The sequence below is a fragment of the Coriobacteriia bacterium genome (assembly GCA_013334745.1).
Taxonomy (GTDB): Bacteria; Actinomycetota; Coriobacteriia; order Anaerosomatales; family JAAXUF01; genus JAAXWY01.
The window spans coordinates 1-14,798 of sequence record JAAXWY010000014.1; the positions used below are offsets into that span (position 1 = coordinate 1).

The 14,798-nt window shown below is 66.1% G+C and carries 12 protein-coding genes; 2 read left to right on the top strand and 10 right to left on the bottom strand.

The window, feature by feature from the left end; genetic code table 11:
- The 5 genes from HGB10_05280 to msrB all read right to left on the bottom strand — a co-directional run.
- Positions 1–3,853 (bottom strand): heavy metal translocating P-type ATPase (locus tag HGB10_05280; GenBank protein ID NTU71212.1); only part of this gene is annotated, 3,853 nt, incomplete at its 3' end.
- Between the two features lie 72 nt (positions 3,854–3,925).
- Complete coding sequence (locus tag HGB10_05285) at positions 3,926–4,468, bottom strand: cupredoxin domain-containing protein (GenBank protein NTU71213.1); 543 nt, start codon at positions 4,466–4,468, stop codon at positions 3,926–3,928.
- A 28-nt stretch (positions 4,469–4,496) separates the two neighbouring features.
- Complete coding sequence (locus tag HGB10_05290; GenBank protein ID NTU71214.1) at positions 4,497–5,813, bottom strand: hypothetical protein; 1,317 nt, start codon at positions 5,811–5,813, stop codon at positions 4,497–4,499.
- 109 nt (positions 5,814–5,922) lie between these two features.
- Entirely contained in the window at positions 5,923–6,285 is a 363-nt protein-coding gene (locus tag HGB10_05295) for a hypothetical protein (protein ID NTU71215.1), read from the bottom strand.
- An 80-nt stretch (positions 6,286–6,365) separates the two neighbouring features.
- Positions 6,366–6,785, bottom strand: coding sequence for a peptide-methionine (R)-S-oxide reductase MsrB (msrB, locus tag HGB10_05300; GenBank protein ID NTU71216.1), 420 nt, complete (start codon positions 6,783–6,785; stop codon positions 6,366–6,368).
- Positions 6,786–6,898: 113 nt separating this feature from the next.
- On the opposite strand from msrB, the gene HGB10_05305 reads away from it, so the two are divergent.
- Positions 6,899–8,455, top strand: a complete 1,557-nt coding sequence (locus HGB10_05305; GenBank protein NTU71217.1) for a diguanylate cyclase — start codon at positions 6,899–6,901, stop codon at positions 8,453–8,455.
- Here the strand turns inward: HGB10_05305 and HGB10_05310 are convergent.
- A complete protein-coding gene (locus HGB10_05310; protein ID NTU71218.1) occupies positions 8,452–9,027 on the bottom strand; it encodes a peptide-methionine (S)-S-oxide reductase in 576 nt (191 codons plus the stop codon). The two genes, HGB10_05305 and HGB10_05310, sit on opposite strands and share 4 nt — an antisense overlap.
- 406 nt (positions 9,028–9,433) lie before the next feature.
- Between HGB10_05310 and HGB10_05315 the strand changes: the two genes are divergently transcribed.
- Positions 9,434–10,963 carry a fused MFS/spermidine synthase gene (locus HGB10_05315; GenBank protein NTU71219.1) on the top strand — a complete coding sequence of 510 codons (1,530 nt, stop codon included), beginning with the start codon at positions 9,434–9,436 and terminating at the stop codon, positions 10,961–10,963.
- A 13-nt stretch (positions 10,964–10,976) separates the two neighbouring features.
- On the opposite strand, the gene HGB10_05320 is transcribed toward HGB10_05315, so the two are convergent.
- The 4 genes from HGB10_05320 to HGB10_05335 form a co-directional block, all read right to left on the bottom strand.
- On the bottom strand, positions 10,977–12,203 hold the full coding sequence (locus tag HGB10_05320; protein NTU71220.1) for a TIGR00300 family protein: 1,227 nt from the start codon (positions 12,201–12,203) through the stop codon (positions 10,977–10,979).
- Positions 12,204–12,310: 107 nt separating this feature from the next.
- The gene (locus tag HGB10_05325; GenBank protein ID NTU71221.1) at positions 12,311–12,844 is read right to left on the bottom strand and encodes a prepilin-type N-terminal cleavage/methylation domain-containing protein; all 534 of its coding nucleotides are present in this window, start codon (positions 12,842–12,844) and stop codon (positions 12,311–12,313) included.
- Positions 12,804–13,265, bottom strand: coding sequence for a 5-(carboxyamino)imidazole ribonucleotide mutase (purE, locus tag HGB10_05330; protein ID NTU71222.1), 462 nt, complete (start codon positions 13,263–13,265; stop codon positions 12,804–12,806). The genes HGB10_05325 and purE overlap by 41 nt, the downstream gene beginning before the upstream one ends.
- A 141-nt stretch (positions 13,266–13,406) precedes the next feature.
- On the bottom strand, positions 13,407–14,777 hold the full coding sequence (locus HGB10_05335) for a coproporphyrinogen III oxidase family protein (protein NTU71223.1): 1,371 nt from the start codon (positions 14,775–14,777) through the stop codon (positions 13,407–13,409).
- Between the last annotated feature and the right edge of the window lie 21 nt (positions 14,778–14,798).

The window sequence follows — 14,798 nt, forward strand, 5'->3', positions numbered from 1 at the left end:
TGGCTCGGGAGAGGTCGATCGCGGTCACGGCGTCGCGCAGGTCGTTCTTGATGAGCACGATGCCGCCGGTCTCCATGGCCACGTCGGTACCCGCACCCATGGCGATTCCCACGTCGGCCTGAGCGAGCGCCGGCGTGTCGTTGATGCCGTCTCCGACCATCGCGACCACGAGGCCGTCAGCCTGAAGCCGCGCGACCTCCTCGGCCTTGTGCTCGGGGAGCACCTCGGCAAGCACGTGGTCGGCGGGGATTCCCACCTGCGCGGCGATGACTTCGGCCGTGCGGCGGTTGTCGCCGGTGATCATGAAGACCTTCACGCCGCTTTCCTGCAGAGAGGCGACGGCTTCGGCGGAGTTGGGCTTGACGGTGTCAGCGACCGCGATCATGCCGGCCAGCTTCTCGCGGTTCACACCCACGAGCATGACGGTCTTGCCCTCGCCCTCTAGCTCGCTTATGCGGTCTGCATAAGCGCTCACGTCGATACCCTCGCGGACCATGAGCTTGCGGTTGCCGAACGCGACGTGCATGCCGTTGACGGTGCCTTCGACGCCGTGACCCGGAATCGCCGAGAAGCCCTCGACATCGGCGAACTCGATGCCGCGCAACTTGGCGTGCGCTACGACCGCCTCGGCCAACGGGTGCTCGGAGTTCTTCTCGAGCGCCGCGGCGAAGCCGAACATGCGGTTGGTGTCGTGGCCGTCGGCCAGCTCGACGTCGGTGACCTCGGGCTCGCCATGCGTGAGCGTACCGGTCTTGTCGAAGACGATCGCCGAGATCCGATAGGCGGTCTCGAGGGCGTCACCGGACTTGATGAGGATGCCGTTCTCAGCACCTCGGCCGGTGCCGACCATGATCGCTGTGGGCGTCGCGAGCCCCAACGCGCAGGGGCAGGCGATGACGACGACGGCGATACCCGCGAGCAGGGCAGCCGTCCACCACCCGTTTGCGGCGGCGGCCATGAGGATGGGCTGGAACAGGAAGAACGCCATCTCGGGCACGGGCTCGGCACCGAAGATCGCCGGGCCGGCGAACGCCCAGAACAGGAACGTAAGAAGCGACGCACCGATGACGATCGGTACGAAGACCGCGCTTATGCGGTCTGCGAAACGCTGGACCGGCGCCTTGCTGCCCTGCGCGTCCTCGACGAGCCGGACGATCTGCGCCAGCGCGGTGTCGGCACCGACCTTCGTTGCGCGGAACATGAACGTCCCGAGCTTGTTGATGGTGGCTCCAATGACCTGGTCTCCGGCGTTCTTCTCAACCGGGATCGGCTCACCCGTGAGCATCGACTCGTCGACAGCGCTCGACCCCGACGTCACGACGCCATCGACCGGAATCTTCTCGCCCGGACGAACAACGATCATGTCGCCGACGAAGACCTGCTCGACGGGGACGTCGACCTCTTCGCCTCCGCGCACGACTCGCGCGGTCTTGGCGGCAAGGCCCATGAGCTTCTTGATCGCATCGGAGGTGCGGCCCTTGGCGCGCGCCTCAAGCAGCTTGCCCATGAGTACGAAGGTGATGAGCAGCGCCGACGTCTCGTAAAACGCCGGCTCCATCTGAAGCGACGGCACGAACGTGGCGGCTGCCGAGTAACCGTAGGCCGCGGTGGTGCCGATGGCGACGAGCAGATCCATGTTGCCCGTCAGCCGCTTGAGCGCGTGGTAGGCGCCCTTGTAGAACCGCCAGCCGGCGATGAACTGAACCGGCGTGGCGAGCAGGAACATGACGTACTTCGATACGAGCATCGGTGACCAAGCGCCGCCCACGCTGTCCGCCAGCAGCTCGGCGAGCTTGAGCGGAACGAGCTCCATGAACGGCGGCACCATGGCGATCAGGAACAGTGGGACCGACATGGCCACTGCGAACCAGAACATCGCGAGCTCTCCGCGATACGCCTTCGCACGCAACTCCGCCTGCTGATCGGCGGCGTCGGAGCCAAGCACGGCCTCGACCTTCACGGTCGCGCCATAACCGGTGTCCTGAATCGCTGTGATGATCTCGTCGATGCCCGTGACGGTCGGATCGAAGTCGATGACTCCGGTGTTGGTCGCGAGATTGACGGCGATGCGCTCGACGCCCGGCATACGGCCGACGACCTTCTCGATGATCGCCGAGCACGACGCGCACGTCATGCCGGTGATGTCGAGGGTCACGCGTCCGGCCGCGGTCTGGGCCGGCGCTGCATCCGCATCCGTCTCGGCCTGCGGCTCAGTCGTCGACAGGAGCGTGGCGGTGTAGCCCAGCCCGTCGACGGTCGCCTTGATGCCAGCTGCATCGATGACCGCCGAGTCGTACGTTGCGTGGAGGCGCTCCATCGCTAGATTGACGGTCGCCTCCGAGACGCCCTCTGTCTTGCCGAGCACCTTCTCGATGATCGCCGAGCACGACGCGCACGTCATACCACCGACGCCGAAAGTGGCCTCGGCGGTGGCGACGACAGCAGCGGGCTGCTCGACTGCCAGCGGCGGCTCGGGTGCGGCCTCGGTCGCTACCGGCGTCGACGGCTCCACAGCAGGCTCCTCAGGAACCACGGGGCATGCGGTGGGCTCAGGCTCAGCGACGACGACGGCAGGTTCCGGCGTCGTCGCGGGCTCGGACGTGGGCTGCTGCTCCGGTGCAGATAAGGGTGCGGGTGCGGGTACTGGCGTCGGCTCAGGCGTGGGTGCGACCGGAGCGACCTGCGGCTCCGGTGCCACTGGCACGGCGACGCCCATCCGAGCGACACGGGCTGCCATCGCAGCGGATGCTGCAGCGGCTGCCGAGACGCGCGCGGCGCCTACCTCGGGTGCGGTCGGTGCGGTGGCGGCGGCGGGAGCGGCCACAACCGTCTCGGCGACCGGAATCGAAGCGGCCGCTGTCGGTGCGGGCGTTGCAGGAGCGGGCGCCGCGGCGACCGGAACGACCGCAGGTGCGGACTCGGGTGCAGGAACCGGCGCCTGTGCGGGCGTCGGCACGTTGACCACCGGGGCCGCCACGACGATCGGCGGCAGCGGAGGGACGGGCTCGGCGAAGCGCGCCGCGACGGGCGCCATCGCGATGGTGTCCTGCGGCGATGTCGGCTCTTCGCCCGGCAGCGCACTGACCAGCGCCATGCCTCGAACGAAGGGCTTGCCCGGCGTGAATCCCGCAGCTACGACCGCGGCTGCGAGCTCCTCGAGCGGCACCTCGCCGTGCAGGAACACGGTGACCGAGCGGTCGGCATACTCGCCGATCGCAGCGGCCACACCGGGGACGGCGAGCATGTGCATCGTGATGAGTCGGTCGCAGGACACGCAGTGCATGCCCTGGGCGCTCAGCTTCAGCCGCCGATACTTCGGCTGGTCCGCGGCCTCATCGGCGGCCGCCTGCGGCTCCTCGGTTTCGGCCGGCGCGACGACTGCAGGCGCCACGGCTGTGGGCGTCGCAGCAATCGGCTCAGGCGCGACTTCGGGCTGCGGCACGACAGCCGCTGGTTGTGCAGCAACAGGCTGCGGCACGACCAAGGCCTGCGGAGCGGGGGCCGGCGCGGGCTCGGCCATCGGCTCTGCGGCCGGCTCGTCCTTATCGGGGACGACGCCTGTCTGGAGGATGAGCGCGACATCGCCGATCTCGGTTCGGTCGGCTTCGATCGGCATCTCGACAGCGGCCGCCGCCTCGACGCCGGTGAGCACGGTCGGCTCGCCGGGCACGAAGCCGGCGCGTATGACGGCGGTCATGATCGCGTCGACCGGCACGTTGGGCTCGGCGTAGATGACGACCTGGCCGCTCTTGTGGTCGGCGAGTACGGCATCGATGCCGCCGATATCACTCAACCACGCGGTGAGAACCTGTTCGCACGAGTGGCAACGCATGCCCTGCACGCGCAGGCGCACGACGGAACGTTCTTTATCGGGCAGCATCCGGCTCACCCGCTTTCATCGAATCGTTGTGAGTCATCGTCGCACCTATTCCACGACGATCTTGCCGAAGACCATGCTCATGCCACACGAGAATGAGTATGTTCCCTTCTTCAGCGCAGCAAGCTTCACGACCTTGGGACCGGTACTGAGATCCTCGGAGATTCCGAGCTCGACCGATACTACCTGAGCGGTGCAGCCGCTGCTCTGGCCGAAGGTGATCTCGGCGGGAACGCCGGCCTTGAGCTTGATGACGTTGGGCGAGTACGTGCCGTCGACCTTCACGTCGATCGTCTGCACGCCGTCGGCGACCTTCGCGGTGCCCTCGACGGGCTCGCCGGTGACGCCACCTTCGGTGGGTGCGGTGGTACCGCAGCACGCGCACGCAGGCGTGCCCGAGCCGTCGGTTGCCGGAGCGCCGCCTGCGGGAGCAACGGCCCCCGGTGCCGCAACGGTGCTCACGGGCGCTGCCGCCTTACTCTTGTTGCGCGCGCCCGCGAACGCATATGCGCCGAAGAACGCCACTACGAGAAGGCCCGCGATCAGGACGATCTGCAGCGTCGTGTTAGTCGACTTCTTGGTTTCGGTCATGGAATCTATCTCCTTCATGAGTTGATGGTTACGAGAAGAACCCGCCGAGCGCAAGCCCCATCACCAAAGCGATGGCAACTCCGCCAACGAGAAGCACGAGTTGAAACGGCGTGAATCCGAGAAGCACGGCGGTTTCGTCGGCCGCCTTGGTGCGCGCTCCCGTGTCCGTGACGACGCCGCGGGAACGCACCGCGTACAGCGCGCCGGCGGTCGCGAGAACGACGAGCGTGAGCCACAACACCGGCGATCCCGGAATACCGGACGACGCCGCGCCGCCACCCGCTACCAGCGTGCCCGACATCATGCCCATACCGCAGGTCATGGTGTAGGAGCCGGCCTTGGTCGGCGGGAGATCGACCTTCGTCACCGCGTTGTCGGCGAGAGGCACGCTCACACCGAGCTGCGGAAGCACGAGTTGGTTCGAGCAGGCGACGTCCTCTTGCCGGTCGACGACGAGACGCACGGGCGTGTCGGCGGGAATGCTCACGGTCTTGGGCACGTACTGCGTGTTCGCGATGGTCAGCGGTACCTCGACCACGCCGTCGGGGCCGGGCGTGAACTCGGGAGCCGCAGCAGGCGCCGGAGCGGTGCCGACGAACGCGGTCCGTATGGTGTTGAAGGTCACCGGAGCGCCGACAAGCGTAGCGGCGCGGTTGATGAACACGAGCCCGAACACCATCACGACGATGGCGAGCACGAGCGTCAAGCGATGCTTCCACTCGCGCGGGATCATGCTCGAAGCCAGGCCGAAGCCGAGCATCAGCGGTGTGGTCCCGAGCCCGAACGCGAGCATCGCGACACCGCCGCCGAGCATCCCGCCAACGATTCCGCCGCCGATGGTCGCGCCGGCGCCGGCCGCCGCGAGCTGGGCCGCCTGGAGCGGCGCGCACGGCATCAAGCCGGTGAGCAGGCCAAACGAGATCGGAGTTGCGATTGAGTCGACGCCCTCCTCGGCATCAGCCTTGGCCTTGCGGCGCAACTTCGACAGCGAGCTGATGAGGAACTTGGGGGGACGAGGCGTGAGGCGCGCAGCCCAGGGAAAGCGGCCGGTCATGCCAAGTCCGAGAACGATCATGAAGCCGCCGGCGGCGAACATGATCCACGGGCTGATGGCCTTGAGCGTGGATGCGAGGGCGACGCCGACGCCTCCAAGCACGAGTCCGGTCAACACGTAACTCACGATCTTGGCGGCCTGATAGGCGAGATTGGGTACCACTTTGCGGGTCCAGTGCTCGCCCTCAGCGCCCTTGACGGCGTAGGTGACGACCATGGGACCACACATTGAGATGCAGTGGACGCTGGTTGCCAGGCCCAGTGCGATCATCGATACGAACAAAGCTGTCACGTCTGGTGACTCCTCGTGAGTTGGGACAACCGACCACACCGCGGTTGCGATGGGTCGACGACATCCGCGCGCAGGCGAAGACCCGCCGGCGTGCGGTCACGAGAAGGAATCAGACTCGGAAGCGCTCCCCGCGGGGAAGCTCCGGGGGCGGGGGCGGGTTGCTCACCATCGCAAGCAACGGCCGGCTCGCCAACTGCGGACCGAAGAGCACCAGTGCTGCAACCATCGCTGCGGCCAACGACAGCAGAAGGTTGAGCGCACTGCTCGGAAGTGTCCCGACGGGCGTGGAGCTGAACGCCCACTCGCCGCCACAGTCGGAAGTCAGATGCGCGCCGGAGAACGGAACGAACGGCATCGCGCCCATATCCATATCGCAGCCGACCATGCGACACGTCGGAACGGCGACCGCAACGAGCGCAATCACCACGACGAGCGACAGGGTCAAGCCCCGCATGCGGGCGGAAAGATGCATCCAAGCCTCTCTGATGGCTATCTGACACCCGTGACACCGCAATTCCCGTGCCGAGTACCGTCGCAGGCGTGCCCTCCGCGCTACTCCTGCGGATGCCCGAGCTGTCGTCCGGGATGGAAGACCAGCGACACGGAGTTTATGCAGTAGCGAAGCCCCGTGGGCTCGGGCCCGTCGCCGAATACGTGTCCCAGATGACCGCCGCATGCCGCGCATCGCACTTCGACGCGGTGCATGCCGAAGGTGTCGTCCTCATGCTCCGTGATGGCGTCCGGAGTCACCGGCTCCCAGAAGCTCGGCCAGCCACAGCCCGAGTGAAACTTCGTCTCAGACGAGAACAGCAGCGTGCCACAGCCGGCGCACTCATACAGTCCGGGCTCGGTCACGTCGGTCAGCGCGCCTGAGAACGCGGGCTCCGTGCCTGCGCGCCGCAGCACGCGGAACTCCTCGGCCGAGAGCATCTCGCGCCACTCGTCATCCGATCGCTCGATTCGCAGCACCATGTCGTCACCTCACGTCGTCGGTCCCGAACAGTCTGTACCCTATCCCGACGCCGAGAGCGCCTCAACGGGTATAGACGCTTCGGTGTGTGGGTGCTGTTCTTGATCGGGGGCAGATGTTCTCTCTGGACATGCGCACGATGTTGCTCAACTACATCGTGCTCGCGATGCTGTGCACCGGTGTCATCGGCGTGCTGTGGTCAAAGAATCGCGACCGGGTGCCGGGCATCGGTCTGTGGCTGGCGGACTATGCGGCTCAGGTGGTCGGCCTGCTGCTCATTTCGCTGCGCGGCGCCATCCCCGACTTCATCTCGATGGTGGTCGGCAACGTGCTGATCTCTGCGGGGACGATCTGGCTGCTCGCCGGCCTCGAGCGTTATCTCGGCAAGCCGTCTCGCCAGACCTTCAACTACGCGTTCCTCGCCCTCTTCACCGCCGTGCACTCGTACTACGCCGTCATCCGTCCCGATCTGACCGCGCGCAACATCAACGCGTCGGTCGCGCTGGCGTTTCTGACAGCACAGGTCGCGTGGCTGATGCTGCGACGCGCCCACGCCGGGATACACAGCGCAACTGCAGGTGTCGGATGGGTGATGGCCGCGTACACGGCGATCGCGACGATGCGCATCGCCCACGACCTCGCCGAGAGAACCGCGACCGACCTGTTCCAGTCGGCGACGTTCGACACCGCGGTGATCCTCTCCTATCAGGTGCTCTTCGTCGCGCTGACGGCGAGCCTGCTCATCATGGTCAACGACCATCTCTTCGCCGCCGCCGAGAAGGACGCGGCTGAACTGCGAAAGAGCGAGGCCGCGCTGCGCCTGAGCGAGCAGCGCTTCGCGGCTGCGTTCCACAACCTTCCAGACGGCATCGTGCTCACGCGCGCCTCCGATGGCCTTATCGCCGAGGCGAACGAGGGATTCCTCGCGCTGGCGAGCCGGGACCGCGAGGCCGCGGTGGGCCACACCACCATCGAGCTCGGCTTCTGGGCCGATTCAAGCAAGCGCTTGCAGTACCTGGCCGAACTCGAGCAATGCGGGGCTGTGCGCGAATTCGAAGCGGAGTTCAACGGTAGCGAGGGGCGGGAGTTTCCCGGCGTGGTGTCCGGCGAGATGATCGACATCAGTGGCGAGCCGTACATCCTGTCGGTGGTTCGGGACGTCACCGAGCACCGCCTCGCCCAGGAACGCCTCGTCGAGTTGTCGACCCGCGACTCCCTCACGGGTCTTCTGAATCGCCGGGCGTTTCGTGAAGCCGCCCGCAAACGCCTCGCTGATGCCGGTGACGCGCATGTCACCGCGGTCTACTTCGACATGGACGACCTGAAGGGTATCAACGACCGGTTCGGGCATGAGATTGGCGACAGGGCGATCGTCGTCGTCGCCGACGCCGTTCGCTCGGCGTTTCGCGAGTCCGATATCACCGCGCGGGTCGGAGGCGACGAGTTCGCGGTTCTGTCGTTCTCGCGCGGGGAACGAGCCGACGAAGCGGTGGCCGCTCGATTCGAGGCTGAATTGTCTCAGCGCAACCGGGCCGCGGGTCTGCCCTTCGAAGCGTCAGCTGCGCTGGGAACCGCGAGCCGCGAGCCGGGCGCAGCATTTGTCGACTTGGACACGCTGCTTCGTGAGGCCGATGCGCGCATGTACGACGCGAAGCGAAATCGCGGCGCCTAGCCCACGCCGCAGGCCGCGCTGGCGTCGCCTTCGGCCATACCCACTCGTGCGATCAGCCGCGTGCGTGCGGGCCCGGTAAGTCCCAAGAAGTCGATCTCGCGCGCCAGTTGCGACCGGGTGCCATCACCGGCGACGTAGCCGTTGACGCGCGCGGCGGCGGTGCTGTCGCGCAGCGCATCCTCATCACCCTCGAACATCGCCGAGAACTCGGCGGCGAGGCCGCGCTCGTTTCGCAGGTAGTACTTCTGGTGGTAGTCCTCGGCGAGCCAGAACTGCGACAGCGGCTCGATTCGCGTCGCCAGCAGCGCACCCATCTTGGCCGCGACGCGCATGCCGCGCTCCGTTGCAGTCGCGAGCTGCTCGTCGTCGTGCGCGAGCACGAGCGACGCGTACTGCATCTTGTGCGCCTTCCACGTCGGGTTATGCGACGCGAAGGCAAGGTCCACGAGCGCCCCGTACGAGATGACCTCGGGGTCGAAGTCGACTTGGAAGCACTCGGTGTGGTCGCCGATTCGGCGATACGTGGGATCGGGATACAGCCCTCCCGCGTAGCCGACTCGCGTCCTCCACACGCCTTGCACGATCCCGAACCGGGCGTCAGGCGTCCAGAATCAACCGACGCCGAACGTGGCGGTTGAGAGCGTGCTGGGAGTGAGCGCGTCAATCGGCGCCGGAAGCGCGTGATGGGGAGCCTCTTTGTGTCCGAACAGGTTTTGCACGAGGTTACAGCTCCTTTCGTTCCGGAGCTCCCGGGTGCAAGCGCCACGCCAGCGTGCGCAGGGCCCGATTCTCGCGCGCCGGGCGGCACCGGGGCGTGCCGAACGGTATGGGGCTTGCTCGGTCAGTTTGACCATGCAAGCGGTGCTCAGGTATACCGTATTGGCTTGAACACAGTGGCGTGCCGGCCTGCGTTCGGGCAGTGAAGAACCAGTTAACGCGAACACCCCTATCACCCACGAGCCCGGAAGTTGTTGCTTCATGCCTAAGAACACGTCGACCGACGAGCCCTCCGTAGTAGCCAAGGTTCCGCGTTTCCTCATCGAGATCGTCGTCTTCCTGTGCGGTGCCGTGGTCATGGTGCTCGAGCTGGTGGGCTCTCGCCTTCTCGCCCCGTACTTCGGCAACTCATTGTTCGTCTGGACGGCGCTCATCGGCGTGATGCTCGGATTCATCGCCATCGGCGGCTACCTGGGTGGACGGCTGGGCGACAAGCGCCACAGCACCGAGGCGCTGTTCTGGATTCTCATCGCCGCGTCGCTCTCTGTCTCGCTCATCGCCATCGCCGAGCAGTTCATCATGCCGATGCTCTCCAAGGGCATGCCGCTTCGCATGGGTGCGATCGCTGCGGCGATTGCGCTATTCGGTGCGCCCTCGGTCTTGCTGGGCATGATCTCGCCGTACTGCATCCGACTGAAGATGCATGCGGTCGCCGACTCCGGAGCGACCGTCGGGACCCTGTACGCGCTCTCGACGCTGGGAAGCATCGGCGGGACGTTCCTAGCCGGCTTCTGGCTCATCGCGGTGCTCGGCAGCCACAACATCGTGCTGCTGCTCGCCGGCGTGCTGCTCGCGCTGTCGTTGACCGTGGTCATGCCGATCACGAGCCGCAAGGGCATCGGCGTGGCCGTCGCACTCGTCGTACTCATCGCAACGGCGATGTTCTCGAAGCCATCGATCGACGCGTTCGACACGCAGTACGACCGCTACTTCATCTCCCACGAGACCGACGAGGAGACCGGCCGCCCGGTCGTGCTCCTGAGCCGTGGTTTCGACTCAAACGAGTCGGGCGCGTTCGCCGATAACGGTGAGCCGGTCATCTTCCAGTACTACCGCTACTACGACCTCGCAGTGCGCCTCGTTCCCGATGTGAAGAAGACGCTCGTGATCGGCGGCGGCACCTTCGAGTGGCCGCGCCACCAGCTCACCGACTTCCCCGACTCGACCACCGACGTCGTCGAGATCGATCCCGCTCTGGTGGACGTGGCGAAAGAGTCGTTCTTCCTCAAGGACGACCCGCGTATGGAGATCGTTGTCGCCGACGGTCGCACGTTTCTCAACGAGTCCTCCGAGAAGTACGACGTGATCCTCATCGACGCGTTCAAGAGCGCGAACTCGATCCCGTACCAGCTCACGACCTACGAGTCGATGAAACGAGTGCGCGATTCGCTCGACGAGGACGGAGTGCTCGCGATCAACGTGGTCGCCTCACTCAACGGACCGGGAAGCCGCTTCGTGTGGTCGGAGTACGAGACGCTCAAGAAGCTGTTCCCGCAGGTCGAGGTCTACGCAGTACAGGTGCCCGAGGCCACCGGCGTCGTGCAGAACATCTCGATGATTGCGTCGGTCGAGACGACCAACTCGCTGCAGGACCGCGCGATGCAGATCGCGCCAGAACTCGCCGGCAAGCGCATCGAGCCGTCGGCCACGCCCGCGTCCGAGTTCGCAAAGGTCATCACCGATGACCACGCGCCGGTCGACCAGTACCTCATGGGCGTGCGGGTCTACTAGGGGCCGCCGAGCGCTACTCGCGCTCCAGCTCGTTGGCGAGCTGCTCCAGGAACAGCCCCACGTCCGTGACGATGCCCACCGTCTGCCAGCTGCCGCGATCGGCGAGCTTGGTGACGACCGCAGGGTTGATGTCGACGCACACGGTGGTGGTCGACGCCGGCAGCATGTTCCCGGTCGCGATCGAGTGCAGCATCGTCGAGAGCATCAGGCACGCTCCCGCCTTCTGCGCGTAGGTGCGCATGGTGTTCTGCGCCTCGATGACATCGGTGATGACGTCGGGCATCGGGCCGTCGTCGCGGATCGAACCCGCGAGCACGAACGGCGTGCCGGTCGTCACGAGCGTGTGCATGAGCCCCTTGGTGATGACGCCCTGCTCCACGGCGGCCGCGATCGAGCCGCAGCCGCGCACCGTGTTGATCGCGCGTAGGTGGTGCTCGTGCCCGCCAAGCGTGGGGATGCCATCCTCGAGCCCGACCCCCAGCGAGGTGCCGTACAGCGCGCTCTCGATGTCGTGCGTGGCCACGGCGTTGCCGCCGAACATCACTGTGATGTAGCCCATCCGAACGAGCCGCGCGAGTTCATCGGCAGCACCGGTGTGCACGACCGCCGGCCCGACCACCGCGATCACGTCGCGGCCGGCGGCGCGGGTGTCGCGCAGCATCTTTGCGACGTCGGCGACGACCTGCGCCTTGGGCTTCTCGGAGGAGACGGCGCTCGACATGAACTCGAACGCCTGCTTGTCGCGGGGACGCTCCTGCGGGTGTACGCGGATGCCGCCGTGGCCAACAACGTAGACGTCGCCTGCACGAACGTCGGCCATCGGGACCGCGTCCGCGGTGCATCCCGCGACGTCCACGCGCACACCCAGGTCCATCTCGGGATTGGCGATGCGCACCCATCCGCCGTCGATGCGAATGTCGGTCTCCATGTTGGTGGTCGAGTAGAAGCCGTCGGGGAACACCCCGTCTTTGGGCGCCACCGCCGTGTGAACGTCGGTGTCGTGCACCGAGCACGCACCATGCGACTGGATTCCCGCGAGGATCGTGTCGAGCGTCTCCTGGGAGTCGGCCTTCACGCGCAGTACCGCGACGGATGCATCGGTGTTGGTGCGACCCACCTCGAATGACAGCGTCTCGAACTCGCCGCCAAGCGCGATGATGTGGTCCATGACCTCGGACACGATGCCCGAGTCGATGAGATGCCCCTCGATGCGCACGTCCTCAAAGACGCTGTGCTGCATGAATCCTCCCGGCTATCGGATACGGCGGCGCACGATTCGTTCGTGGGGCCGCGGTGAGTGCTGCATAGCGCAGTATCGCCGAGATGAGCGGGCGTGGATAGTCGGAACTAGTGGAAGCTTCCGTGGGCGCCGAGGCTGCCGAACGAGCACGCCTGAACGGTCGCGCTCGCGTTGAGCGTGTACGCGCCCTCGCTCGCCGAAGGGTTGGCGACGTCGCTAGGCGTCGGCGCGACCGGGCAGCGTGGCGGCCGGAGCAGGAAGTGGCCTGCGATCAGCGGGTGCCCCGCTGTGACGACTCCCTCGAGCGGCTCGGTGGTGTCCGAGCGTGTCTCGGCCTGCCAGACACTCACCACGCCCTCGATCGAGCGCTGACTCGCGAAGCAGGTCTTCTTCTTCGCGCTGGCCGTGACGGTGACGAATGTGGGGATGGCGATGACGACGAGGATGCCGATCACGAGCACGACCATCATCAGCTCCACGATCGTGAAGCCCTGGTCTCGTGCCCCCTGCTTGGTCCGGATTGGCCTGTCCACCGACCCCGCGCCTCCCCATAGACGCCACACATGCCTTGCGTATGAGTAAGTATCGGTAGGTTCCTGATTAATCCTTAGCCATTCCGGCCTTGAACTGCACGATCGCATCGCGGTACTCGGGCATCGACGTGCCCAGAATCTGGGTCGCGAGGATGCCGGCGTTCTTCGCGCCGTTGATCGCGACGCACGCAACCGGAACGCCGGTGGGCATCTGAACCATCGACAGGAGCGAATCGAGACCGCCGAGGTCGCTCGTCTTCATGGGAACGGTGATGACGGGCAGCGGCGTGAACGCAGCAACGACGCCGCCTAAGTGAGCGGCCTTGCCCGCAGCTGCGATGATGACCTTGATGCCGCGATCGGCCGCAGTCGACGCCCACTCGTGCACGCGCTCCGGGTTGCGATGAGCGCTGGCGATGACGACCTCATGCGCGACGCCGAGCGCGTCGAGTTGCGCTGCGCACTCTTCCATCACTCCGAGATCCGACTTCGACCCCATGATGATGCCGACAAGCGGCGTTCCTGCCATCGAATCCTCCCCGCACAGCGGTCGACCGAACCGGCGCACAAGCGCCTGCGCGAAGCGTACCAGAACGGGCGGGGTGAACACGCGCTAGAGAGCGCGGCGGGACGGACGGAGGCGGCGTGATGACCTGGCGGGGTCGAGGCCTTACGGAACCGGCAGCTCCTGCGCGGTGCCCGTGTCGGCACCGGCCTGCGCCAGCGGATGCGCGCCTTCGCACGGCTTGTCGCCCTCGTCTCCGTCGCCGAACAGCAGCAGCCGCTCGTCGGTCGAGAGCGCGGCGCGCGCCTGGTCGCGAAGGTTGTTCACGCCCACGAAGAACTCGCGCATCATCGACACCAGCAGGTAGCGGCCCTTGGCCGAGAGCACGAGGGTCTCGGAGTTGTCGACCGCGAACGCGCCGACGCTGCGCATGTACGCCATCTCGATGGGGAGTCCCATCTCGATCGTGATGCCGAAGTCCTTGGCGAACTTGCGACGGTCCAGACTCATCCCAAAGAGCGACATGAGGAAGCGGTAGCGCATACGGTCGTGGTGGCTGAAGAGCCGCTTCTGCAGCGCGGGTGTCATCCCCGCTTCGACCCGCTCGGCGTGTACCTGCAGCGAGAACGTGTTCACGTACAGCGAGCCGTCGAGGAAGCTGAAGGCGCCACTGCCCAGGCCCACGTAGTCCTCGTAGTCGACGATGTACTCGTCGATCATGCCGCCGCCCGTACGCGAGAACGTCCACGCACTCGCCGGCTCGAAGGTGTCGCTCATCATCTCGATGATCCGCTGGTAGTAGCGGTACTCACGCGCGTAGTCCACTCGGCCCACTGTGCGCTTGAGCGATTCACGCACTGCGGGCGAGGCCATGAGCGGGTAGAAGGTGACCTGGTTGGCGCCGGTGCGCTTCACAAGCTCGACGTCGGCCTGGAGCTTCTCGGGGGTCTGGCTGGGGAAGTTGAAGATCATGTCGACGTTCAGTGAGTGGAAGCGGCCCTCGATGGACTGCAGCCGCTCGAGGATCTCAAACGCCGAGCCGTACTTGTCGTAGCGGTCCATCTGCTTGAGCAGCTCGTCGTCGAGCGACTGCACGCCCACGCTGAAACGATCGACGCGGTCCACGAGCGGATCGATCCACTCGGGGTAGAGGTGATTGGGGTTCGTCTCCGAGGAGACCTCGCGGATTGAGAAGAGTGACTTGGCGAGGTCGATGGTCTCGACGAGTTCGTTGATGTCGATGGTGGGGGTGCCGCCGCCCACATACATCGACTGGAAGTCGTAGCCGAGGTCGGCGACCATGCGCATCTCTTCGCGCAGGTTGCGGAAGTAGTGCGAGGCGCGCTCGGCGTCGTAGGGGAAGCGGTTGAACGAGCAGTATGGGCAGAGCCGCTCGCAGAACGGCACGTGCACATAAAGCAGGTACTGACGACCGGCGATGGGTGCGGGCAGGCTCTCGATTCCGGAGGGCTCAAGCGTCAGGAACGCGTTGTTCGCGCGCCGCATGACAGAGGAGAGCATTCGCTCGGCAAGCATGTTCTCGGGTCGCTCCTTGCG